Genomic DNA, 22426 nt, shown 5'->3' with positions numbered 1-22426 from the left:
TCGTCCGCCGGCGACCTAGCTTCAATGATTGCAGAATTTGGAGAATGCCGTGCAGGACGACACCACTACGCAGGAAATGCTTTCATTGGTGCTGGGGGAACCGGAGCACTGGGCGATGTTTCTCGACATCGACGGAACGCTGCTTAACCTTGCGCCTACGCCGGATGCGATTGAGGTCCCAGAAGACCTGCCTGGACACCTTCATCGCCTTTCGAACAAGCTCGGCGGCGCCTTGGCGCTGGTCACCGGGCGCTCGCTTGCCTATGCAGACGAGCTGTTCAAGCCCTTTGCATTTCCAACCGCAGGCCTGCATGGCGCCGAGATCAGGAGCGCCGCCGGAATGCATACGGTCGAGGCGACCCCCGAATTCCAGGCGCTGAAACATGCATTGACCGCCGAAGCCGAACATTACCCGGGTGTTCTGATAGAGGATAAGGGTGCAGCCGTTGCCGCGCATTACCGGCTGGCGCCGGAATATGAAAAAGTCATTGAAGAGCGCATGCACTACTATGCGGAGCTTGCCGGACCGAACTGGGCGCTGCAGCTCGGTAAAAGGGTGTTCGAGCTCCGACCGGCACGGTCGAGCAAGGGCGATGCGCTGGAGCGCTTTTTTCAGTCAGATCCTTTCAAGAACCGCTGCCCGATTACCATCGGGGATGATTTGACCGACGAGTCGATGTTTGCGATCGCCAATGCGCGCGGCGGCGTCTCCGTGCGTGTCGGGGCCATCGGTGCCCCGAGCTGCGCCACGAGCCGGCTGTCTTCGGCTGCACTGGTCAGGAATGTCATTGCCGCCCTTGCCGCCTGAGATGAATTTCAGATTGCCGTCATCTTTGCGCCGCCGGCGTAGCGTCAATCATCAAAAAAGTATCGGTTTTGGCCGGGAATCGTGGTGGCGGGCATGAAGCGAGCCCACTACACTCGTCATAATAATAAAGCCGAAGGGAATTTGGCAGGCGGACGTAGAATCGCCCCTCGGAGGAGGAAACGATGGAACCCGACTTGGAAGTCGTTCAGATCAGACCGGGCGAATCCTTCGCAACGAAGGCGCATGGTTATCCCTATCACACCGTTCGCTGGCACTTTCATCCGGAATATGAACTGCATCTCGTCGTGGCGACCACGGGACGCTATTTCGTCGGCGATTTCATCGGGGAGTTCGAACCCGGCAATCTGGTGCTGGCCGGCCCCAATCTGCCTCACAACTGGATCAGCGACGTCCCGAAGGGATCGAGTATTCCGCTTCGATGCCAGCTCATCCAGTTCAGTGAGAATTTTATCAGCGACACGATGAAGGTGCTGCCCGAGCTCAATCCCTTCGAGCCGGTCCTCGAAGCGTCGCGCCGGGGCGTGCTCTTCGGCACTGAGACCAGCCGGCAGGTGGCGCCTCTAATGAACGAGGTGCAGCAGGCCCAGGGCGTACGTCGCATCGAGCTCTTCATGATGATCGTCGGGCTGCTCAGCCGGGCGCAGGATGCCCAGCTTCTCGCAAGCCCCAGCTATCTGCCCGATCCCTCGGGCTATATGTCGGCCGGCATCAACCAGGCGCTCGCCTATATCAGAGAAAATCTGACGAAATCCTTCGACGAAACCGATCTCGCTGCGATTGCCGGACAGTCCACAGGCGCCTTCTCACGCGCTTTCCGCCGCCATACCGGCATGTCGCTCGTGCAATATGTGAAACGCCTGCGCATCAATCTCGCCTGCCAAATCCTGATGAGCGACGACCATGCGTCGATCACCGACATCTGCTTCGAGGTCGGCTTCAACAATCTGTCCAATTTCAACCGCCAGTTCCTCGCGGAAAAAGGCATGACGCCGTCCCGCTTCCGGCGATTGTTGGGTGACAATATCAACGTGGCAAAGGCGGCATAAGGTCCGCCGAAGACGGCAATAGGGGAGGACAAGGAGGAGGAACGAAAACTGACGCAGGCTTGAACGTGAGCGCGCGAGGAGCGGCTCGCGAGAGGAGACGCTTGTCCTCAGAAACAGCAAACCGCTGGGACAGGCACAGCCGCTCATTCAGCCGAACGGCACAGCAGAACACTGCAATCACGCACTACACGATTTTTTCCAATGGGAGGAGATGGAAATGATGAAATTTTCGACAAAAGCGGCAGGCGCCGCGGCACTTATGCTGTCCTTGCTCGGCGGGACTTCCGCCTTTGCACAAAGCGCGGTTGCGGATGCAACCGTCGCGTTCCTTATGCCCGACCAGGGCTCGACCCGTTATGAAGAGCACGACCATCCGGGCTTCGTCGCCGAAATGACGAAGCTTTGTGCGTCCTGCAAGGTCATCTATCAGAATGCCGATGCCGATATCGCCAAACAGCAGCAACAGTTCAATTCGGCCATCACTCAGGGCGCCAAGGTCATCGTGCTCGATCCGGTGGATTCGGCAGCGGCCGCCTCTCTCGTCCAGCTCGCCCAGAGCCAAGGCGTCAAGGTCATCGCCTATGACCGGCCGATCCCGAAGGGCAAGGCCGATTTCTACGTCTCCTTCGACAACAAGGCGATCGGCAAGGCGATCGCGGAATCGCTGGTTCAGCATCTGAAGGCCAAGAACGTGCCGACCGACGGCGGCGGCATTCTGCAGATCAACGGTTCGCCGACCGATGCCGCCGCCGGACTGATCAAGGACGGCATTCACGAGGGTCTGGCGAGCGGCGGCTACAAGACGCTTGCTGAATTCGATACGCCGAACTGGCAGCCGGCGAATGCCCAGCAATGGGCGGCCGGACAGATCACGCGTTTTGGAAAGCAGATCGTCGGCGTCGTCGCCGCCAATGACGGCACCGGCGGCGGCGCCATCGCCGCTTTCAAGGCAGCCGGCGTCGATCCCGTGCCGCCGGTGACCGGCAATGACGCGACGATCGCCGCGCTGCAACTGATCATATCGGGGGATCAGTACAACACGATCTCCAAGCCGAGCGAAATCGTCGCTGCTGCCGCTGCCGACGTCGCCGTGAAGCTCTTGGCAGGCGAGACGATCAAGGCCGAGATGACGCTTTACGATACGCCGGCGCAGCTTTTCGTGCCGGCTGTCGTGACCGCCGAGAACCTGAAGGCCGAGATCATCGACAAGAAGATCAACACCGCCGAGGAGCTGTGCACCGGCCGTTACGCCGACGGCTGTAAAAAGCTCGGCATTATCAAGTAATCCGCCAGGGAAGCGCGGCCGCCATCGGTCGCGCTTCCGCTTCGCTTTTCGGAAAGGCCAGGCGATGTCTGACACCTCTCACACTTTTGACTCGCACCAGCCGGTCCTCAGCCTGCGCGGAGTTTCGAAGAATTTCGGAGCGGTGTCGGCGCTGACCGACATCGACCTCGACGTGCATTCCGGCGAGGTCGTGGCGCTGGTGGGCGACAATGGCGCCGGCAAATCGACACTGGTCAAGATTCTGGCCGGCGTCCACCAGCCCACCTCGGGCACCATCCTATTCGAGGGTCAACAGGCAGATTTATCGAGCCCCAGCGCTGCGCTCAATCTGGGCATTGCGACCGTGTTCCAGGATTTGGCGCTTTGTGAAAATCTCGACGTCGTCGCCAATATCTTTCTCGGAAAGGAGCTCAACCCCTTCCAGCTCGACGAGGTCGCGATGGAGATCCGCGCCTGGAAGCTGCTGAACGAACTTTCCGCGCGAATCCCAAGCGTGCGCGAGCCCGTGGCCTCGCTATCCGGGGGCCAGCGTCAGACCGTGGCGATTGCCCGGTCGCTGTTGCTCGAACCAAAACTGATCATGCTCGATGAACCCACGGCCGCACTCGGCGTTGCCCAGACGGCCGAGGTGCTGGATCTGATCGAGCGCGTGCGCGAGCGCGGCCTCGGCGTTATCATGATCAGCCATAACATGGAGGACGTGCGGGCCGTCGCCGACCGTATCGTCGTGCTTCGGCTTGGCCGCAACAACGGCACCTTCATGCCCGACGCATCCAACGAAGAGCTCGTCAGCGCGATTACCGGCGCATCCAACAATTCCGTCTCCCGTCGCGCGATGCGCCGCAAGGCGCAAAGCCAAGAGAATGAGGAGGGCAGGCCATGATGAAGACCATTCAGAACGAGCCGGCAACACCCGCGCTTCTCGATCGGCGCGACGAAAGAGTGCGCCATGACGACAGCTTTGCCGGGTGGGTTCGGTCCTTCTGGGATCGCATCCGCTCCGGTGACCTCGGATCGTTGCCAGTCATAGTCGGCCTGGCGATCATCTGGACGGTCTTCCAAGCGCTCAATCCGGTGTTTCTTTCCAGCGCCAACCTCGTCAACATGCTGTTCGATTGCTCGACGGTCGGCGTCATCTCGCTCGGCATCGTCTGCATTCTGATCGTTGGCGAGATCGATCTCTCCGTCGGCTCGGTCAGCGGCTTCGCCTCGGCGCTCACCGGCGTCTTCTGGATCAACCAGGGCTGGCCGGTGGTACTGGCCATTCTTGCCGCCATGGCGGTGGGCGCCTTGATCGGCTCGCTCTACGCCTTCCTCTTCAACCGCTTCGGCATGCCGAGCTTTGTCTCCACCCTGTCGGGACTGCTCGCCGTTCTCGGGCTGCAGCTCTATATCCTCGGGGCGACCGGTTCGATCAATCTGACCTATGGCTCGTGGCTCGTAAATTTCGGGCAGATCATGGTCATGCCGGATCCGGTCGCCTATGCGCTGGTTGCCCTTGCCGGCTTCGGTTTCTTCTTCGCGAGCTACCGCACGGCGGCGCGCCGGCGGGCCGCCGGGCTGTCGTCGAAATCGGTCGGCGGGCTGCTCCTGCGCGCCGTCATCATTACCCTCGCCCTGGAGGCGGTCGCCTTCTATCTCAACCAGTCACGCGGCATTCCCTGGATGTTCGGACTTTTCGTCGGCCTCGTCGCAGCGATGAACTATGCGCTGACCCGCACGAAGTGGGGACGCTCCATGCATGCCGTCGGCGGCAACAGGGAGGCGGCCCGCCGCTCGGGCATCAACGTCTCGCGCATCTATGCGAGCGCCTTCGTCATGTGCGCCCTGCTGGCCGCGACCGGCGGCGTGCTCTCGGCGGCGCGATTGGCGACGGCCAGTCAGCAGGCCGGCACCGGCGACGTCAATCTCAACGCCATCGCTGCGGCGGTCATCGGCGGCACCAGCCTGTTCGGCGGGCGCGGCAGCGCCTATTCGGCCCTTCTCGGCATCATCGTCATTCAGTCGATCGCGAGCGGTCTGACGCTCCTCGATCTGTCGTCGTCGCTTCGTTACATGATCACGGGGGCCGTTCTTGCCGTCGCCGTCATCGTCGACTCGCTGGCACGCCGATCGCGCATTTCGCACGGCCGGGCCTAAATCAACAGGAAAGCAGAGGAAGAAAATGGGACAGGATCTGTCTGGAAAAGTCGCGGCCGTCACTGGGGCGGCGTCGGGTATCGGCCTGGAGTGCGCCAGGACCATGCTTGCAGCAGGCGCCCGCGTCGTGCTGATCGACCGCAACGAAGAGGCGTTGAGGGATGTCTGCTCGAAACTCGGCGAAAAGGCCATTCCCCTGGTCGTCGATCTCTTGGATCCAAAAAGCGTGGCGCAGATGATGCCTGCTATTCTGGAGAAAGCGGGCCAGTTGGACATTTTCCACGCCAATGCCGGCTCCTATATCGGCGGTGAAGTGCTTGACGGCGATCCCGACGCCTGGGATCGCATGCTCAACCTGAACATCAACGCCGCATTTCGCTCGGTGCACGCCGTGCTGCCGCATATGGTCGGACGCAAGACCGGCGATATTATCCTGACGAGTTCGGTCGCCGGGATGATCCCGGTGGTCTGGGAGCCGATCTATACGGCTTCCAAACACGCGGTCCAGGCCTTTGTCCACACCCTTAGGCGACAGGTCGCCAAGCATGGCTTGCGGGTCGGCGCCGTCGCGCCAGGGCCTGTCGTGACCGCTCTTCTCAGCGATTGGCCGCAGGAAAAGCTCGACGAGGCGCTCGCCGCCGGTGGTCTGATGGAGCCGAAAGAAGTGGCCGAAGCGGTGCTCTTCATGCTGACGCGTCCACGCAACGTCACCATCCGCGACCTCGTCATTCTGCCGCAGAGCACCGATATCTGAGGAGGATGTGCCGCCCCACGACCGCAGAAAGGAATCGGCCATGATCTTCGATAGATTTCGCTTGAACGGACAGGTGGCGCTTGTGACCGGCGGCACGCGCGGCATCGGTCTGGCGATCGCCGAAGCGCTCGGCGAGGCGGGCGCCAAAATCTTCATCAGCGGAAGAACCCGCAGCGCGGCGGCGGACGAGCGGCTGGCCAAGACCGGCGTCGATTGCGATTTCATCGCCGCCGACATGACGAAAGATAATGCCGCCGATGCGCTCGTCACTGAGACCCTCTCACGGGCGGGTCGGCTCGATATCCTCGTCAACAATGCCGGCATCGCCATTCATGGCGACAGCGGCGAATTCTCCGATGCCATCTGGCGCGAGATCATGACCGTCAATGTCGACGCCGTCTTCCGCACCTGCCGCGCAGCACTCGCACCGATGCGGCGCCAGGGCGGCGGCGTCATCCTCAATCTCGGCTCGATCTCCGGCATCGTATCTAACATTCCGCAGAACCAGGTCGCCTATAACGCCTCCAAAGCGGCGGTCCATATGATGACGAAGAGCCTGGCAAGCGAAGTCGCCGCCGAGAACATCCGCGTCAATGCCATTGCGCCAGGCTATATCGAGACCGATATGTCGCGCGGCGGCATCGCCAATCCCGACTGGTTCCCGACCTGGCGCAGCATGACACCGATGGCACGTGTCGGGCAGCCGGAAGAGGTGGCCGGGGCCGCCTTGTTCCTCTGCTCGGCGGCGGCAAGCTATATCACCGGCGAGGTGCTTGTTATCGACGGCGGTTATACGACGCGGTAAGCGTCCGAGAGGGGAGGGCGGGTTCCCCGCCCGGCAGCCAAGCGTCTCTCTTTTTGCTCAGAAAATTCAGGTCGCCGTGCCGCAGGCGCTCTGGTAATCGGCCAGCACACGGTCGACCGCGGTAATCAATATAGTCTCGGGATCGCCGACTTCAGCCGCCGAAAGCTGCGGCAGATACTGATGCAGCAGCGTCTCCGGGATCGTCTTTCCGCGCAGCGCGCCGAGCAATCTCTCGAACGCCTTGTCGGCCTCGGGCCTGTTCCAGTAATAGCGGATACGATCGCTGTAGCTGTAGTGCCGCTGCAGACGCAAAGCCGTCTCGTCGCCGTGATAATGGGCCTGCCAGTCGCCCGGTGCTGCCAGCATCAGGGCCTCCATCGCGGCCGCAAGGGGTCTATCGCCGTAACCGGCAACCATCTCCGATGCGATCATATCGAGCGCATAGGCGGCCTCACGCAGCGCAAAGGTCAGGCCGGGGCCGACCTTCAGGATCGGGAAGCCGTCCTGCACCAGCCGCGTCAGCGCATCGCGCGTCTGATAATCAGTGGAATGAGCCTCGAAGACGAATTGCGGTTCCTCGTCGAGCAGTGCGGTCAATTCAGTCGCAAGTTCGGGCCTGTAGCCGATGACGTTCTCGCTGCCGAATTCGACACCCGGCTGGACGACGAAAGCGATGACGCGGGAAAAGGCGTCTTCCAATCCTGCCCGCGAAAAGATCTCGCGATGAATGGCGATCGTCGAGCGGGCTGCATCCGCCGCGGTCGGCCGGAGTTCTTCGAGCGCATGGTCGGCGCCGCCCGGCACCGGAACCTCGGTGCCGAGAATATAAAGCGGCAGCGGCACGCCGCTCGCCTTTGCCGCCCTTTCGCTGACCTGCGCCAGTCGTGCGGCGCGCTCGGCGGTCGTCCGGTCGTTGAGCGCGGCCGGCTCGCCGGCACAACCCATCGATGCATCGAGATGGATCTTGCCGAACCCAGCTCGGACGTAGGCTTCGACCATGAGTTCCGCCTGCGTCAGCGCTGCCTCCGGCGTCTCCTTGCGCCACGGGTTGGGGCCGAGATGGTCGCCGCCGAAGATCATCTGCGCGCGGTCGAGCCCTTCCTCGGCGCCGATGCGCTCGGCGAAGCGGATGAAGTCTTCCGGTGTCATGCCGGTATAACCGCCGACATGATTGACCTGGTTGCAGGTCGCCTCGATCAGGACCGGCCCGCCTTCGCGCACCGCCCGCCGGATTGCGGCCCTGAGGACGAGGGGATGGGCGGAGCAGACCGAGGTGATGCCGAAGGGTCTGCCTTTGCGCCGGGCGGCGGCAAGACGGGTCAATATCCGGTCCATCGTCTATCTCCTCGGGGTTTCGGCGATAAAGGCCGTTAGTTCGGCAAGGGTGGAGACGCCTTCCATGGGCCCGAGCTGGGTCACGTTGCGAGCGCCGGCCGCATTGGCGTGGAGCAGGGCGGCATCCGGCGCCATGCCCTTGCGGCGGCAGGTGAGATAGGCCGCGCCGAAGCTGTCTCCGGCGCCGGTCGGATCGACCTCGTCAACCGCAAAGGCAGCGCAATCGATGCGCGGAAAGCCGCGGGCGAAGAAGGACGCGCCCTGTTCGCCGCGCTTCAGCGCGATTTCACCGATGCCGCTCTCCAAAAGCTTGGCCACAGCGGCAGCTTCGTCTGTGTGGCCGGCGGCGGTGGAAAGCTCCTCGCCGGAGGGTAGCAGCAGGTCGGCAGCGGCAAGCACCTTGCCGAAGCTTTCCAGCGCGCAGTCATCCGTCAGCAGTTCCTTGCGAAGGTTGGGGTCCAGCGACACCGAACCGCCGCGAGCCTGCACCGTCTCGACGGCATAGAGGATCACCTCGCGGGCACCGGGAATGGTAAGAGCCGTTCCCATGACATGCACATGGCCGGCACGCCGAACGAGAGCCTCAGCGGCAGACGTCAAGCCGATCTGGCCGGCCGCGGATCTGGCAATGTTGAAGACGAAATCACGGGCACCATGCGGCCGGTAGCGAACGAAAGCACTGCCTGTCGGCCAGTCCTCATGGATTGCGATGGCGGATACGTCGACGCCGTCTTGGCGCAGGCGATCGACGTTCAAGCGGCCGAAATCGTCATTGCCGACGCCGGCGATGATGCCGGCCGCACCGCCCATTCGCGCAACCTGGTCGATGAAGATGGCCGGTGCACCACTCGGATAAGGCCCCGTCAGGGATTGCGGCTCGAGGAAGCCCGCACCGACCGTCGTCGCCATGATCTCCACCAGGATTTCGCCGACCGTGATCGTCGGCCCAAGCGCTTCCGGCGCAATCGCCCTTTGAGACAACGGCATCTGCAATCTCCTTCATGCGGGCAGCGGCGGCATCCTGCGCTCCGCACACCCGTCAAAAAACCTCGATCCGCCCGTAACTTGGTTGGGAGGACCAGTCAAGAATAATTTGACGCGCGATAATTTCAATATTGCGGCGCAATAAATAGAGGCTGGGTTCATTTTGCGCTGCGAAACGCCTTTCGATCCACGCTTTTCACGCGAAACGATCGAATCCGGACCAATTGCTCTTCCAAAACCTCCTTGACAAGGTTGACCAAGATGATAAAAGTTTACGCATGTAATTTTATGCGTGAACATCCGTAAAGGAGGAGCGGAGACCATGAGCAAGATCATTTGCATTCTATCTGCATCCGTCGCCTGCCTCGCGCTCACCGCCGGGCTGGCGGTTGCCGAGGAACTGACGATCGCCACCGTCAACAATGGCGACATGATCATCATGCAGAAACTGTCGCCGGAATGGGAGAAGGAGACCGGCAACAAGGTGAACTGGGTGGTGCTCGAAGAAAATGTTCTGCGCCAGAAGGTGACGACCGACATCGCGACGAAGAGCGGTCAGTACGACATCATCACCATCGGCGGCTATGAAGCGCCGATCTGGGGCAAGCAGGGCTGGCTGGCGCCCGTTGACGATCTCGGCGCCGACTATGACTATGACGACCTGCTCGCTCCGATCAAGACGGGCCTGACCGTCGACGGCAAGCTCTATGCCGTGCCCTTCTATACTGAAAGCTCCTTCACGCTCTACCGCAAGGATCTCTTCGATGCCGCCGGCATCAAGATGCCTGATGAACCGACCTACGACCTGATCAAGGAATATGCAGCGAAGCTGACCGACAAATCGAAGGAACAGTACGGCCTATGCCTGCGCGGCAAGCCCGGCTGGGGCGAGAACATGGCGTTCCTCGGAACCATGATCAACGCCTATGGCGGACGCTGGTTCGACATGGACTGGAAGCCGCAAATCAACTCTGAGCCTTGGAAGAAGGCAATTACAGACTACGTCGACCTGATGACCAAATACGGCCCTCCCGGCGTGACCGCGAACGGCTTCAACGAGAACCAGGCGCTATTTTCAACCGGCCACTGCGCGATGTGGATCGATGCGACCTCGGCTGCCGGTCGCGTCTATGACCCGAAGCAGAGTACAGTGGCCGATAAAATCGCATTCACACGCGCGCCTGTCGCCGTCACCGCCAATGGCTCGAGCTGGTCATGGTCCTGGAACCTGGCAATCCCGGCCACCTCGACCAAGCTCGATGCGGCCAAATCCTTCCTGAAATGGGCAACCTCCAAGGACTACGTCAAGAAGGTTGGTGAAACAGAGGGCTGGGTCGCGGTGCCGCCCGGCACCAGAAAATCGACCTACGCCCTGCCGGAATATCAGAAGGCGGCCCCCTTTGCCGACACCGTGCTGAAGGCCATCCTCTCGGCCGACCCGTCCAAGCCGACCAAGGATCCCGTTCCCTATACCGGCGTTCAGTTCGTCGCCATTCCCGAGTTCCAGGGCATCGGCACGCTCGTCGGGCAGCAGATCGCCGCCGCGCTGTCCGGACAGCAATCGGTCGATGCCGCTCTCGACAGTGCCCAGAAACAGGTCGAACGCGATATGAACAAGGCCGGCTACCCGAAGTAAGCCTTTCATCCTCGCGGTTTGCCGCGAGTTCCTCCCGGAAAGGTCCCGGCAGCACGACTGCCGGGACCTTCTGGTCAGGCGGTTAGCCGTCATTTCGCACTACCGGCGTCTGCGCCGGCTGAACTGGAGAACGACATGAGACTGAAAGACAAGGTCGCCCTCATCACCGGCGGTGCGCGCGGCATCGGCCTTGGCTTTGCCGAAGCATTCGTCAAGGAAGGCGCCAAGGTCGTCATTGCCGATATCGACATCGAACGGGCAACGAAATCCGCCGCCGCGATCGGCCCGGCGGCCAAGGCGATGAAGCTCGACGTCACGGATCTGTCGACCATCGACACTCTCGTTGCAGAGGTCGACAAGGAGTTCGGCGGCATCGATATCCTCGTCAACAACGCCGCCATCTTCGACATGGCGCCGGTCAGCGAAATCACCCAGGCCAGCTACGACAAGGTCTTCTCGATCAATCTGAAGGGGCCGCTCTTCATGATGAAGGCCGTCTCGAACGTCATGATCAAGCGGGGCAGGGGCGGCAAGATCATCAATATGGCCAGCCAGGCCGGGCGGCGCGGCGAGGCGCTGGTGCTTTTATACTGCGCTTCCAAGGCGGCGATCATCTCGGCGACGCAGTCGGCAGCGCTGGCCCTCGTCAAATACGGCATCAACGTCAATGCCATCGCCCCCGGCGTCGTCGACGGCGAGCATTGGGATATTGTCGATGCGCATTTTGCCAAATGGGAGGGACTGAAGCCCGGGGAGAAGAAGGCCGCCGTCGCCAAATCCGTTCCGATCGGCCGCTTCGCCACACCCGACGACATCAAGGGCCTTGCCGTCTTCCTTGCCTCATCGGACAGCGACTATATCCTTGCCCAGACCTACAATGTCGACGGCGGCAACTGGATGAGCTGATCGCCCTTCCGCAAGAAGTCTGGAGCCAGGAAGATGGAAGCCATCTGCTATACCGAGAAGGGCGTCGCGGTCACCAAGGCGCTGCCGCTGCCGGAGCTGCGGCCCGGCCATGCGCTGGTGCGCGTGCGCGCCGCCGGTCTTTGCCACACCGATATCGACGTCCTCCATGGCCGTTACGGCGAGGGCCGCTTCCCGCTCGTCCCCTGCCATGAATTTGCCGGTGTGATCGAGGCCGTGGCCGGCGATGTCTCCGGCCTCGCCGTCGGCGCCTGTGTCGTCGTCGATCCCAACCTTCCCTGCGGGCAGTGCCGGGCCTGCCGCAAGGGATTGACCAATCTTTGCCGCGACCTGAAGGCCTATGGGGTCACGGAGAACGGCGGTTTTGCCGAATACAGCCTGGTCAGGACCGATCACCTGCACGAAATCGGCGATCTCGACTTCAATCTCGCCGCCCTTGCCGAGCCGCTCGCCTGCGTTTTGAATGGCCTTGGCAACGCCGGCCTGCAGGCCGGTCTGGCGGGAACGGAAACGGCGCTCGTCTTCGGCGCCGGGCCGATCGGACTGCTGCTCGCGCTTTCCCTGAAGGCCGAAGGCGTTTCGTCGGTAACGGTTGCCGATATCAACGAGGGCCGCCTGGCCTTTGCCGAGCGGCTGGGACTGGAGACGGCCGTCTCCGGCTCCGAAGCGCTCGCCGGCCGCCGCCGCTCTTTCGATTTCGTTGCCGATGCAACCGGCATTGCCCGCGTCGTCGAAAGCATGATCGACTTTACCGCCGATGGTGGCACGGTTCTGGTCTTCGGCGTCTGCGCCCCCGACCAGCGCATTTCCATCGCGCCCTTCGAGATCTTCCGACGCCAGATCCGCTTCGCCGGCTCCCACTCGCTGAACCGCAACATTCCCCAGGCGCTCGACGTTCTTAGAAGAGATACCGGCGCCATGGCGCAGCTGGTGTCTCACCAGCTGCCGCTCGGCGAGGTGCTTCCCTTCATCATGAAGAAGTCCGCCGATCCGACAACGATGAAGGTGCAGTTCTCCATAGACTAAAGCACGTCGCGATCTCCCGTGCTTTAGGTCTTTGTTTTTACGCGTGTCGTTAACGCAAAACCGCACACACTTTTGTGCGACACGCTCTAGGTTCGGGTGATCGACAGGGCAGCTTTTCGTCCGGCGATGAGTCATCTAGAAACCGTCGGAGACGCCGCGTCAGGAGAGCAGATGGTGGGAAAGACGATCAAAACCATGGAGGACTTTTCGGAGTTCGCCGGCCTGTCGCGTCCAACCGTCTCGAAATATTTCAGCGATCCGATGTCGGTGCGCCAGAAGACGCGGGAGACGATCGAGCAGGCGCTGAAGAAATCGGGATTCCGGCCGAACATCTTCGCCGTCAACCTCAACCGGCGGCGCAGCAACATTCTCGGCGTCATCATCCCCAATTCCACCGATCCTTTCTATATGGCGCTCACCCGCCGCATTGAGACGATCGCCAACGAGACCGGGTTCCTCGCCTTCGTCCTGTCGTCAGACGGCAAGGCCGAAATGGAGGACCGGGCAATCAAGACGCTGAAATCAATGAATGTCGCCGGCGCGATCATCGCGCCGCTTGGCGTGGAATCTCACCACGCCACGCTCGACGAGCTCGGCCGCAGCGTGCCTCTCATCTACGTCGACTCGCCGCTCGATGAGACCTCTTCCTTCGTCGGCACCAACAACCGCCAGAGTTTCAGCCTGATCGTCGACTATCTCTGCCGCTCTGGCGAACCGCCCTGCTATTTCGGCATGCCGCACGTCAATACCAACGCCTTGACCCGCCAGACGGCCTATCTGGAGGCGATGGAGCAGTTCCGGAAGGAGCCCAGCATTGTTGAGCTTTCCGACAGCAAGAGCTGGGATTTCGAGCGCTTCGGTTTCGAGGAGGCGACCCGCATCCTGACGTCGGGCCAGGGCTTTCCGACGCGCACCGTGCTCTGCGCCAACGACCGCGTCGCCTTCGGCGTCATCGCCGCTGCATTCCAGCTCGGCCTCAAGGTCGGCCACGGCGCCAATTACGACTTGCGGGTCGCGGGACATGACGATCACCCCCTGTCGCGCTACGCCTGCCCCCCGATCACGACGGTGGCACAGAATTATAACGAGATCGGCCGGCTCGCGATCGAAATGCTGCTCGGCAGGCTCGGCGAAGGCGAGGGGCTTGCCACCACGCCGGCGGCCCGTATTCTTCTCAATGCCGAGCTCATGCTGCGGACCTCGGCCTGACATCGCATCTCAGGCGCGGGGCAGTCCCGGCGGCCGCAAATGTTTCCTCAGTGCGGCAATCCTGAAGATGGCGTTCGCGGCGCCATAGCCGCGGTAACCGCGCCGCTCGACGATCTCGAAGAACAGACCCTCGCCATAGGTCGGGCTGTAGAGCTGGAAATATTCGCCGGCCTCGTCACGGTCATAGAGGATGTTGTTGGCTTTGAGGCGCTCAGCGAATTCGGCCTCGAGGCCGAAGCGGGCTTCGAGATCGTCATAATAGTTCGGCGAGATCGCCAGCGAGACGAAGCCGTTGGCGGCAAGGACAGCGGCAGTCGCAAAGATATCGTCGGTCCTGAAGGCGAGATGCTGGATGCCGGAGCCGAAGGTCTCAGTGATAAAGCGGCCGGCGAGCGTATTGCGGTTTTCCGCGCCGTTCATGGTGATGCGCAAAGACCCTTCCGCATTCTCCACCACCTGGCTGCGGACGATGCCGGAGGGATCGACGATATCGACCATCGGCGTCTTCTCGGCCTCGACGAGCGAGGTGTAGAAGAGCAGCCAAGTAAGCAATTCTTCGTATTTCATCGTCTGCGCCATATGGTCGATCGATTGCAACCCGGCCGGCTGCCGTGCAGTATCGTCTTCGATCGCATCGAATTCGATCTCCCAGATGCGGCCAAGCTCACTCTTGCGGTCGAGGAAATAGAGAATGCCGCCGCCGACGCCGCGCACGGCCGGCATTTCGATCTCGCCGGCATCGAGCGATTGCGCGAAGTGTTCCGCCCCGAGTGCGACGGCGCGCTGCAGCGCAGCCTTGGCATCGTCGACCATCAGGCCGGCGGCATAGGCCGAGGTGCCGTGGACGGCATAGGAGGCGCTGGCAAAGCCCTTCTGCTCGGTGTTGATGACGAGATTGATGGCGCCCTGGCGAAACACCGTCACCCGCTTGCTCTTGTGTCTGGCCGCCTTGCGGAAGCCGAGGCCTGCAAACAGCGCCTCGAGCGCCGCCACCTCGTCCTCGTCGGCAGTGAACTCGATGAAGGCGATGCCTTCAACCTTGGCGCGCGGCGGCATAACCGGCACCGGCAGCGCGCTCTCCGGCTGCTGGCGCTTGACCTGATCGCCGAGATAAATCAGCGAGCGGCGGCCATCCACCGCGATCGCATTGGCAGATCCGCCGCGGAACTGGTCATTGAAAATCTCCAGCGAGAGATAGCCGTCATAGCCGGTTGCGGCAACGGCCTTCATGAAATCGAGCACCGGCAGGTCGCCTTCACCCGGCATGTTGCGGAAGTGCCGGCTCCAATAGAGCAGATCCATATCGATCACCGGCGCATCGGCAAGCTGAATGATGAAGATCTTTTCCTTCGGGATCGACCGGATCGAGTTGACGTCGATCTTGCGCGACAGCGTGTGAAAGCTGTCGAGGATCAGGCCGATATTCGGATGATCGGCCCGCCGGACGATCTCCCAGGCATCGCGATGGTCGTGTATGTGGCGGCCCCAGGCGAGCGCCTCATAGCCAACGCGCAGGCCGCGTTTGGCGGCGCGCTCACCGAGTTCACGAAAATCCGCCGCCGCCCGGTCGAGACCGCCGAGTGATGCCGGCGAGACGTTGGAGCAGACCAGCACGAGATCGGTGCCCATTTCCTGCATAAGGTCGAATTTGCGCTCCGCCCGGTCGAAGGTGCGGCTGCGCAGCGGCTCCGGCATGCCTTCGAAATCGCGGAACGGCTGAAAGAGCGTGATCTCCATGCCGAGATCGCGCACCATCCGGCCGACCTCCTTTGGGCTCTCGTCGAAGATCAAGAAATCATTCTCGAAGATCTCCACCCCGTCGAAGCCGGCCTTGGCGATCGCCTCCAGCTTGTCGCTGAGGTCGCCGCTCAGCGAAACAGTCGCAATCGATGTCTTCATCGGCGTGATCCTTCCGGAGTTGCGGCGTTTACGTCGTCATCGTCTCGAAATGCGCGAGCATGCGGCCGGCATCGGGCTCCCTGCCGGTGATCAGGCGAAAGGCGCCGACAGCCTGGAAGACCGCCATGCCGCCGCCATCGAGCGTCCGGCAGCCACGCTGCCTCGCCTGCCGCAGAAGCTCGGTCTCTAGGGGGAAGTACACGATCTCGGCGACCCAATGCCGCCCTTCCAGCAAATCGGGCGGAAGTGGCGTGCCGGGATATTTGGCCATGCCCGTCGGTGTCGCATGGATCAGGCCCGATGCGTCTTTCATCGCGGCGTGCAGGTTACTCCCCGCTGCGATCGACGCGCCGGGAAAGAGCGCGGACATTGTTTCAGCCAGATCGACGGCGCGCTCCTGCTCGCGATCGAAGACGGTCAGCCGCTCAAGGCCGAGCGTCAGGATTGCATAGGCGGTCGCTACGCCTGCCCCGCCGGCACCAAGCTGCACGGCGGAGGAAAGGTCTGCCTGCGGCAGCCCGCGCCGAAAACTCTCGGCAAAACCCCACCAGTCGGTGTTGTGGCCGAAGCGCCGGCCGTCCTTCAGCACGACTGTATTGACGGCGCCAAGCGCTCGGGCCTCGGGCGACAGCTCGTCGAGCAGAGGAATGACGAGCTGCTTGCAGGGATGAGTGATATTAAGACCGGCAAGTCCACGCGCTTCGGCATCACCGATCAGACGCGCAAGATCGGCCGGCAACGCATTCAATTTGACGAGATCGATCAGCTCATAGTCGTAATCCAACCCCTGCGCCGCGCCTTCCGTCATATGCATGGCAGGCGTCAGCGAAGCCTGGATGCCGGAGCCGATCAGCCCGGCCTTCAACGGTTTCAGGAGTGTCTCGGCCATGCGCCAGTTCCTGTCTTGCTCGTGATTGGGAAAGGCCCGCGGCGTCGCCCGCGGGCCCGATCTGCTTACTTGCCGCGAACCGTGTCGAGCTCCTTGAAGAGCTGCGTGACGGTATCGGCGCCGATCTGAGCCGCGAACTTGTCGACCAGCGGCTTGACGGCGTCACGCAGCTTCTGCGTCTCTTCGGGGCTGAGCTCGGCGACTTCCATGCCGGTCTTCTTGATTTCCTCGATCGCCTTGGCGTCCAGCTCCCTGGAAACTTTGCGCTGATAGTCGCGGGCCTCCGTCGCGGCCGCCTCGAAGACCGCCTTTTCCTCGTCGTTCAGACCATCCCAGAACTTCTTGCTGATGAGCACGATCTGCGGATTGTACTGGTGACGGGTGATCGTCATGTACTTCTGCACTTCGAAGAACTTGGCGTTGATAATGTTGGCGGCCGGGTTCTCCTGGCCATCGACGGTACCGGTTTCGAGCGCGGTATAAAGCTCCGTATAGGGCAGCGGCACCGCGTTGGCGCCCAGGCTGTTGAAGAGTTCGATTGGGATCGGCGACTGGATTGTGCGGATCTTCAGACCCTTGATATCCTCGAGCTTGGTGACGGGATGACGGTTGTTGGTGAGGTTACGGAAACCGAGCTCCCAATAGGCGAGACCGACGAGGCCATTATCGGGCAGGAGCTTCATCAGGTCGGTGCCGAAGGCGCCGTCCATCACCTTGTCGGCCTCTTCGCCGCTGTTGAAGAGGAAGGGCAGGTCGACAGCGCCGAACTGCTTGACGTTGCTGGCGAGAATGCCGGCGTTGAGCACCGTCATCTCGATCACGCCGCCCTGCAGCGCCGACACGGTCTGGACGTCGCCGCCGAGCACGCCGCCCGGAAACAGCTTGACCTCGATCTTGCCGCCGCTCTTTTCCTTCATCAGCTCGGCAAACTTCTCCATGCCCATGACCTGGGGATGGCCCTTATTGTTGGCAGCGGCGAATTTGAGGCTGTGTTCGCGGATTTCGGCCATTGCAGGGCCGCTTGCCAGGAGGGCAATCGGCAGGGCCAGCCCCAGAGCCAGTTTCGTCAATCTAGTCAGCATGTTTTCCTCCCAGGATGAGGCCGGCATCTCCCTCCGGCCATGTTGAAATTCAATCGCCGCAGGCGAAGTCAGTGTCCGAACCAGGCGACCGGAGCGGTCACCAGCTGCGGGAAAAGGACGAGCAGAAGCAGAACGATCAGCTCGGCGATCATGAAGGGAATAACGCCCTTCATCAGATCCTCCATCGAGAGCTTCGAAACGCCGCAAATGACGTTGAGCACCGTGCCGACCGGCGGCGTGATCAGCCCGATCGAATTGTTGATGATGAACAGCACGCCGAAATAGACCGGGTCGATGCCCGCCTGCTTGATGATCGGCATCAGCACCGGCGTCATCACCAGGATCGTCGGTGTCATGTCCATGGCGGTGCCGACGACGACGATGAGCACCATGATGGCAAGCAGCAGCAGCGTCTGATTGTCCATCAGCGGTTCGACGAGGGCAGCAAGTTCGCCGGGCACGTCGGCAACGGTGATCAACCAGGCGGAAACGGCGGCGCAGGCGACCAGGAACATCACCACCGAGGTGATTTTCGCGGCCGCGACGAAGACCTCGAACAGCCGCGACGGCGGCAGCTCACGATAGATGACCATCGATACGAAGAGCGAATAGACAGCCGCGACGACACCGGCTTCAGTCGGCGTGAACACGCCGAATTTCAGGCCGAAGATGATGATCAGGGGAAGCATCAGCGCCCAGATGCTCTCGGCGAATGCCTTCATCCGCACCGCGCTGCTTTGCTTCGGCGGAAGGGCGAACTGCTCCTTGCGCGCCACGATCAGCCAGGTGACACAAAGGGCCGCGCCGATCATCAGGCCTGGAAAAATGCCGGCCAGGAACAGCTTGGTGATCGAGACCCCGCCGATGACGCCATAAAGGATGAAGCCGATCGAGGGCGGGATGATCGGGCCGATGATCGAGGCGGAAGCGAGCAGGCCGCCGGCGCGAGCCGGATCATGGCCCGATTTCAGCATCATCGGGAAGAGCAGGGCGCCAAGCGCGGCCGCATCGGCGACGGCCGATCCGGAAAGACTCGACAGCACACAAGCCGCGAAGATGGCTACGAAGCCGAGGCCGCCTCTGATATGGCCAACCATGGCCATGGCGAGATTGACGATGCGGCGCGAAAGGCCGCCTGTGTTCATCACCTCGCCGGCGAGAAGGAAGAAAGGCACGGCCATCAGCGGAAAGCTGTCGGCGCCGTTCAGCACGTTCTGCGCGACGATCTGCGCATCGAACATGCCGAGATACATCATCAGCGCCACTCCTGTAATGATGAGGGCAAAGGCGATCGGAACGCCGAGCGCCATCGGACCGAGAAGGGCGCCGAGGAAGATCGTGACAGTCATGACGCGCTCCTCAGTGCTTCGGCTTGAGAACGGGGAAGGCCGTCTGCGCGGGATCTTCGAGTGCCGCCTGTTCCTCGCTGTCGCGCACAAGCTCGGCGGTCGTCACGTCGATGCGGTCGGTCACGATGGCAAAAGCGTCCCAGAGAAGGATGAAGAAGGCCGGCACGCCAAAGGCGAGCCCCGCGCCGTAGAAGACGCCCATCGAAATGCCGGTCGCCGGGGCCGAGACGTGAAGGTTGATCAGCGTTTGGGCCCAACTGCCGCTGATCATCAGCCAGGTGGCGACCAGCATCATTCCATAGCCAAGGAGCACGGCGAGCTTCGCGAGGGGTTTCGGGAGGCGGACGATGAGGGAGTCGACGCCGAGATGGGCATGCTCGCGCATTGCCACCACCGCGCCGAGGAAAGTCAGCCATATGAAGAAGATACGCGACAGCTCTTCCGACGAGGTGATGCCTTGGTTGAAGGCATAACGCAACACGACGTTCCCGAAGACGAGGACGACCATGCCCGCCAGTAACAGAGCGATCGTTGCTTTCAGCGCGAAGAAATAAAAGTCGATAATACGGGTCATTCGCTCCTCCAAGCGCGGCCTTGTTTAGGCCGTCCGCCGACCATCCGTCAGACATGCGAAAGCGTGCCGTGACCGAACAATTGCCGTCGCGATCAAATCCTCCATTGTCGCACTTCCAAAATGTACTAACTAGTTCGTATGTCAAGCGTCATCTATTGAAACATGCGGCCAAGGTGAATAAGACTGACGAAAAGACAGATGGAGACGTTCGCGTCGAACGCCGGCCATAGTCTGAATTCCTTATGCACGACAATAAGTTAGAGGATCGGCAATCAGGCTCATGGCGGAACGGGGCGAAAACGGCCGGAAGAACGATCCACAGCAGACGAAGGAAGATATCCTCCTCGTCGCAACGGAGGAATTCTCCACCCATGGGCTTGCCGGCGCCCGCGTCGACGCGATCGCCGAGAAGACGCGCACCTCGAAGCGGATGATCTATTACTATTTCGGCAGCAAGGAAGGGCTCTATCTTGCCGTCCTCGAGCAGTCCTACCGCAAGATACGCTCGCTGGAATCCGATCTGCATCTGTCCAATCTCGAGCCGGAAGAGGCGTTGAGGACGCTGATCTCAACGACTTTCGATCATGACGAGGCCAATCCTGATTTCGTCCGTCTCGTCAGCATCGAGAACATCCATCATGCCGCCCATATGCTTCGCTCCGAGGCGATCCGCGATCTCAACGTCTCGGTCATCGAAACCATCGCCGGCATTTTGCAGCGCGGCTTCGACCAGGGCGTCTTCCGGCGGAACGCCGACCCGATCGACATCCATATGATGATCAGCGCCTTCTGCTTCTTCCGCGTCTCGAACCGCTATACGTTCGGCACGATCTTCCGGCGCAACCTATCGGACAGCGACACCATCGAACGCCATCGCGGAATGATCGCCGATGCCGTCGTCAGCTATCTGAAAAGCTGACGGCGCGGTCTCCTCAGCCGCGCTGGGAAAGCAAGGGCATCGCAATCTCGAATTCGGCGCCGGCGCCGGTCGTCTGCCGAAGGTGGATCGTGCCGCCGTGGGAGCTGAGCATGGCATGGACGATGCCGAGCCCCATGCCGGTGCCGCCCTCTTCGCGGCGGGTCGAGAAGAACGGCTGAAAGATGCGGTCGCGGTTTGCCTCGGAAATACCGCTGCCATCGTCCCGGACGAGAATGAGTGCTGTTCGGGCGTCGGCCGACACCGTGAATTCAAGCAGCGTGGCGCCGTGCTGAAGGGCGTTGTCGGCAAGGTTGGCGAAAACGATGATGGCAGCCTCGTCGGGAAGCGCAATCAATGTCTCCGTATCGCCTGTCCCTGAGATATCAAGAGCGGGAAATCGCTGGCGCAGTAGGGCCATGACGCTTGCAATGCTGCTTGCGCCCCCGGTCATCGGCATTTCCGCCTGTGCAAGTTCCCTCAGCCGCTGCAGCAGCGCGTCGAGACGGACAGCGTCGGCGGCGATGTTGTCCAGAAAGTGCAGGCGTTGCGCCTTCGTCATCGCTCTGTCGGCATCATCATCGCGCAGAAGCTCCGCCGCGCCCCGAATGGCCGTCAGCGGCGATTTCAGTTCGTGGGACACATGGGCGGCAAAGGAGCGGACATATTCGGTGCGGTCGACCAGTTTTCCCGCGAGATCGAGGAAACTCTGCGATAACACGGCGATCTCCCGCGTCCCATAGCTTTCAAGCGGACGGATCGCTGCCTTGCCGCCGCGGGCGATCTCATCCGTCCGGGCGATCAGGGCGTCGATGGGACCGGTGATGGTGCGCGTCAGCACGTAGGCGACGGCGAGCGTCAACACGAGGACGACGACGAGGGCGATGATTTCCACCGGCTCCATCCGGTTCGGGCTCGCCTCCGTGGCGCGAAACCAGATGACGATCAGGACAGGCAGCGCCATCACCGTGAGAAGCACCGCGTAGACGATCAGCGCCAGCGGCGGCCGCCATTTCACCCGGACTTTCGGCGCCGGCATCACGCCTTCCTCCCGATTTCACCGCCGAGCTTGAAGCCGATGCCGTGAACGGTTGCGATGACCCCGGAGCCGCCGGCGGCGGCCAATTTGGCCCTGATATTGCGAATATGGCTGTCGATCGTGCGATCGGCGACATAGGTGCCGGCGCCGTAGGCCGCCTCCATCAATTGCTCGCGGCTGAAGACCATACCGGGCCGTGACAGCAATGCGTCCAGGATGGCGAATTCGAGCGCCGTCATCGCAACAGCGCTCTTCTCGAACATAACGGTCCTGCCGGCGCGATCCAGGCTGAGCTCGCCGGCGACGAGCGTGGCGCGGCGCCTGTCAGGCCCCGCTTCATTGCCACTGCGCTTCAGGATCGCCTTCACCCGCGCCACGAGTTCACGCGGGCTGAAGGGCTTCGTTACATAGTCGTCCCCGCCGATTTCGAAGCCCAATATCCTGTCAATTTCCTCGTCCCGCGCCGAAAGAAATAGGATCGGCAGTCCTGACGTCGTGCGGATCTGACGGCAGACTTCCAGACCGTCCATACCGGGCATGCCGACATCGAGAATGATCAGATCGATATTGCCGCGGCGGAACGCCGCTATCGCCTCCGCACCGTTGCGGGCCGCCATCGACGCCAAGTCCGCGCGTTCAAGGGCGAAACAGATCACATCGCGGATGTGAGGTTCGTCATCGACGACGAGAATACGGGGCGCCATTA

General features: G+C 61.8%; 21 protein-coding genes. 12 read left to right on the top strand and 9 right to left on the bottom strand.

Annotated features, from left to right (window positions below; all coding sequences use genetic code 11):
• Nucleotides 1-28: 28 nt before the first annotated feature.
• From otsB to AMK02_RS23230, 7 genes are all read left to right on the top strand, one after another.
• Nucleotides 29-808 carry a trehalose-phosphatase gene (gene otsB, locus AMK02_RS23260; RefSeq protein ID WP_170965873.1) on the top strand — a complete coding sequence of 260 codons (780 nt, stop codon included), beginning with the start codon at nt 29-31 and terminating at the stop codon, nt 806-808.
• A 182-nt stretch (nt 809-990) separates the two neighbouring features.
• Entirely contained in the window at nt 991-1875 is an 885-nt protein-coding gene (locus AMK02_RS23255; RefSeq protein WP_064807153.1) for an AraC family transcriptional regulator, read from the top strand.
• Nucleotides 1876-2086: 211 nt separating this feature from the next.
• Nucleotides 2087-3160, top strand: coding sequence for an ABC transporter substrate-binding protein (locus tag AMK02_RS23250; protein WP_189637032.1), 1074 nt, complete (start codon nt 2087-2089; stop codon nt 3158-3160).
• Nucleotides 3161-3224: 64 nt separating this feature from the next.
• Entirely contained in the window at nt 3225-4043 is an 819-nt protein-coding gene (locus AMK02_RS23245) for an ATP-binding cassette domain-containing protein (protein WP_064807152.1), read from the top strand.
• Nucleotides 4040-5299 carry a sugar ABC transporter permease gene (locus AMK02_RS23240; RefSeq protein ID WP_064807150.1) on the top strand — a complete coding sequence of 420 codons (1260 nt, stop codon included), beginning with the start codon at nt 4040-4042 and terminating at the stop codon, nt 5297-5299. The genes AMK02_RS23245 and AMK02_RS23240 overlap by 4 nt, the downstream gene beginning before the upstream one ends.
• Before the next feature lie 25 nt (nt 5300-5324).
• Nucleotides 5325-6053, top strand: a complete 729-nt coding sequence (locus AMK02_RS23235) for an SDR family oxidoreductase (protein ID WP_064807149.1) — start codon at nt 5325-5327, stop codon at nt 6051-6053.
• A 40-nt stretch (nt 6054-6093) separates the two neighbouring features.
• Nucleotides 6094-6858 (top strand): SDR family NAD(P)-dependent oxidoreductase, encoded by a 765-nt coding sequence (locus AMK02_RS23230; protein WP_064807202.1) that lies wholly within the window; start codon nt 6094-6096, stop codon nt 6856-6858.
• A 66-nt stretch (nt 6859-6924) separates the two neighbouring features.
• Here the strand turns inward: AMK02_RS23230 and AMK02_RS23225 are convergent, their stop codons facing one another.
• A complete protein-coding gene (locus AMK02_RS23225; protein ID WP_064807147.1) occupies nt 6925-8193 on the bottom strand; it encodes a D-tagatose-bisphosphate aldolase, class II, non-catalytic subunit in 1269 nt (422 codons plus the stop codon).
• Between the two features lie 3 nt (nt 8194-8196).
• Entirely contained in the window at nt 8197-9180 is a 984-nt protein-coding gene (locus AMK02_RS23220) for a tagatose kinase (RefSeq protein WP_064807145.1), read from the bottom strand.
• A gap of 319 nt (nt 9181-9499) precedes the next feature.
• Between AMK02_RS23220 and AMK02_RS23215 the strand changes: the two genes are divergently transcribed.
• From AMK02_RS23215 to AMK02_RS23200, 4 genes are all read left to right on the top strand, one after another.
• Nucleotides 9500-10813 carry an ABC transporter substrate-binding protein gene (locus AMK02_RS23215; protein WP_064807143.1) on the top strand — a complete coding sequence of 438 codons (1314 nt, stop codon included), beginning with the start codon at nt 9500-9502 and terminating at the stop codon, nt 10811-10813.
• Between the two features lie 135 nt (nt 10814-10948).
• On the top strand, nt 10949-11719 hold the full coding sequence (locus AMK02_RS23210; protein WP_064807141.1) for an L-iditol 2-dehydrogenase: 771 nt from the start codon (nt 10949-10951) through the stop codon (nt 11717-11719).
• Nucleotides 11720-11752: 33 nt separating this feature from the next.
• On the top strand, nt 11753-12763 hold the full coding sequence (locus AMK02_RS23205; RefSeq protein ID WP_064807140.1) for a zinc-dependent alcohol dehydrogenase family protein: 1011 nt from the start codon (nt 11753-11755) through the stop codon (nt 12761-12763).
• 195 nt (nt 12764-12958) lie between these two features.
• On the top strand, nt 12959-13972 hold the full coding sequence (locus AMK02_RS23200) for a LacI family DNA-binding transcriptional regulator (RefSeq protein WP_064807201.1): 1014 nt from the start codon (nt 12959-12961) through the stop codon (nt 13970-13972).
• Between the two features lie 9 nt (nt 13973-13981).
• On the opposite strand, the gene AMK02_RS23195 is transcribed toward AMK02_RS23200, so the two are convergent.
• The 5 genes from AMK02_RS23195 to AMK02_RS23175 all read right to left on the bottom strand — a co-directional run bounded on the left by AMK02_RS23195 (nt 13982) and on the right by AMK02_RS23175 (nt 19765).
• A complete protein-coding gene (locus tag AMK02_RS23195; RefSeq protein WP_064807138.1) occupies nt 13982-15871 on the bottom strand; it encodes a bifunctional sugar phosphate isomerase/epimerase/4-hydroxyphenylpyruvate dioxygenase family protein in 1890 nt (629 codons plus the stop codon).
• Nucleotides 15872-15899: 28 nt separating this feature from the next.
• Nucleotides 15900-16760, bottom strand: a complete 861-nt coding sequence (locus AMK02_RS23190; protein ID WP_064807137.1) for a shikimate dehydrogenase — start codon at nt 16758-16760, stop codon at nt 15900-15902.
• 65 nt (nt 16761-16825) lie between these two features.
• Nucleotides 16826-17842 carry a TRAP transporter substrate-binding protein gene (locus tag AMK02_RS23185; RefSeq protein ID WP_064807199.1) on the bottom strand — a complete coding sequence of 339 codons (1017 nt, stop codon included), beginning with the start codon at nt 17840-17842 and terminating at the stop codon, nt 16826-16828.
• Between the two features lie 68 nt (nt 17843-17910).
• Entirely contained in the window at nt 17911-19191 is a 1281-nt protein-coding gene (locus tag AMK02_RS23180) for a TRAP transporter large permease subunit (RefSeq protein ID WP_064807135.1), read from the bottom strand.
• A 10-nt stretch (nt 19192-19201) separates the two neighbouring features.
• Nucleotides 19202-19765 carry a TRAP transporter small permease gene (locus AMK02_RS23175; protein ID WP_064807134.1) on the bottom strand — a complete coding sequence of 188 codons (564 nt, stop codon included), beginning with the start codon at nt 19763-19765 and terminating at the stop codon, nt 19202-19204.
• Between the two features lie 280 nt (nt 19766-20045).
• Here AMK02_RS23175 and AMK02_RS23170 point away from each other — a divergent pair, with 280 nt between their 5' ends.
• Complete coding sequence (locus AMK02_RS23170; RefSeq protein WP_064807132.1) at nt 20046-20684, top strand: TetR/AcrR family transcriptional regulator; 639 nt, start codon at nt 20046-20048, stop codon at nt 20682-20684.
• A gap of 13 nt (nt 20685-20697) precedes the next feature.
• Here AMK02_RS23170 and AMK02_RS23165 read toward each other — a convergent pair whose 3' ends face one another.
• Nucleotides 20698-21720 carry a sensor histidine kinase gene (locus AMK02_RS23165; protein WP_064807130.1) on the bottom strand — a complete coding sequence of 341 codons (1023 nt, stop codon included), beginning with the start codon at nt 21718-21720 and terminating at the stop codon, nt 20698-20700.
• On the bottom strand, nt 21720-22424 hold the full coding sequence (locus tag AMK02_RS23160) for a response regulator transcription factor (RefSeq protein WP_064807128.1): 705 nt from the start codon (nt 22422-22424) through the stop codon (nt 21720-21722). The genes AMK02_RS23165 and AMK02_RS23160 overlap by 1 nt, the downstream gene beginning before the upstream one ends.
• Between the last annotated feature and the right edge of the window lie 2 nt (nt 22425-22426).

The sequence above is a fragment of the Rhizobium sp. N731 genome (assembly GCF_001664145.1).
Classification (GTDB): domain Bacteria; phylum Pseudomonadota; class Alphaproteobacteria; order Rhizobiales; family Rhizobiaceae; genus Rhizobium; species Rhizobium esperanzae.
Note: the sequence above shows the minus strand (reverse complement) of the source record. Positions and strands in the feature narration are given on the sequence as shown.

Bases quoted from the DNA above. Each gene is read 5' to 3' on its own strand.
- AMK02_RS23255 (WP_064807153.1), top strand. From the start codon at position 991: ATGGAACCCGACTTGGAAGTCGTTCAGATCAGACCGGGCGAATCCTTC.
- AMK02_RS23250 (WP_189637032.1), top strand. From the start codon at position 2,087: ATGGAAATGATGAAATTTTCGACAAAAGCGGCAGGCGCCGCGGCACTT.
- AMK02_RS23245 (WP_064807152.1), top strand. From the start codon at position 3,225: ATGTCTGACACCTCTCACACTTTTGACTCGCACCAGCCGGTCCTCAGC.
- AMK02_RS23240 (WP_064807150.1), top strand. From the start codon at position 4,040: ATGATGAAGACCATTCAGAACGAGCCGGCAACACCCGCGCTTCTCGAT.
- AMK02_RS23235 (WP_064807149.1), top strand. From the start codon at position 5,325: ATGGGACAGGATCTGTCTGGAAAAGTCGCGGCCGTCACTGGGGCGGCG.
- AMK02_RS23230 (WP_064807202.1), top strand. From the start codon at position 6,094: ATGATCTTCGATAGATTTCGCTTGAACGGACAGGTGGCGCTTGTGACC.
- AMK02_RS23225 (WP_064807147.1), bottom strand. From the start codon at position 8,193: ATGGACCGGATATTGACCCGTCTTGCCGCCGCCCGGCGCAAAGGCAGA.
- AMK02_RS23220 (WP_064807145.1), bottom strand. From the start codon at position 9,180: ATGCCGTTGTCTCAAAGGGCGATTGCGCCGGAAGCGCTTGGGCCGACG.
- AMK02_RS23215 (WP_064807143.1), top strand. From the start codon at position 9,500: ATGAGCAAGATCATTTGCATTCTATCTGCATCCGTCGCCTGCCTCGCG.
- AMK02_RS23210 (WP_064807141.1), top strand. From the start codon at position 10,949: ATGAGACTGAAAGACAAGGTCGCCCTCATCACCGGCGGTGCGCGCGGC.
- AMK02_RS23205 (WP_064807140.1), top strand. From the start codon at position 11,753: ATGGAAGCCATCTGCTATACCGAGAAGGGCGTCGCGGTCACCAAGGCG.
- AMK02_RS23200 (WP_064807201.1), top strand. From the start codon at position 12,959: ATGGAGGACTTTTCGGAGTTCGCCGGCCTGTCGCGTCCAACCGTCTCG.
- AMK02_RS23195 (WP_064807138.1), bottom strand. From the start codon at position 15,871: ATGAAGACATCGATTGCGACTGTTTCGCTGAGCGGCGACCTCAGCGAC.
- AMK02_RS23190 (WP_064807137.1), bottom strand. From the start codon at position 16,760: ATGGCCGAGACACTCCTGAAACCGTTGAAGGCCGGGCTGATCGGCTCC.
- AMK02_RS23185 (WP_064807199.1), bottom strand. From the start codon at position 17,842: ATGCTGACTAGATTGACGAAACTGGCTCTGGGGCTGGCCCTGCCGATT.
- AMK02_RS23180 (WP_064807135.1), bottom strand. From the start codon at position 19,191: ATGACTGTCACGATCTTCCTCGGCGCCCTTCTCGGTCCGATGGCGCTC.
- AMK02_RS23175 (WP_064807134.1), bottom strand. From the start codon at position 19,765: ATGACCCGTATTATCGACTTTTATTTCTTCGCGCTGAAAGCAACGATC.
- AMK02_RS23170 (WP_064807132.1), top strand. From the start codon at position 20,046: ATGGCGGAACGGGGCGAAAACGGCCGGAAGAACGATCCACAGCAGACG.
- AMK02_RS23165 (WP_064807130.1), bottom strand. From the start codon at position 21,720: ATGCCGGCGCCGAAAGTCCGGGTGAAATGGCGGCCGCCGCTGGCGCTG.
- AMK02_RS23160 (WP_064807128.1), bottom strand. From the start codon at position 22,424: ATGGCGCCCCGTATTCTCGTCGTCGATGACGAACCTCACATCCGCGAT.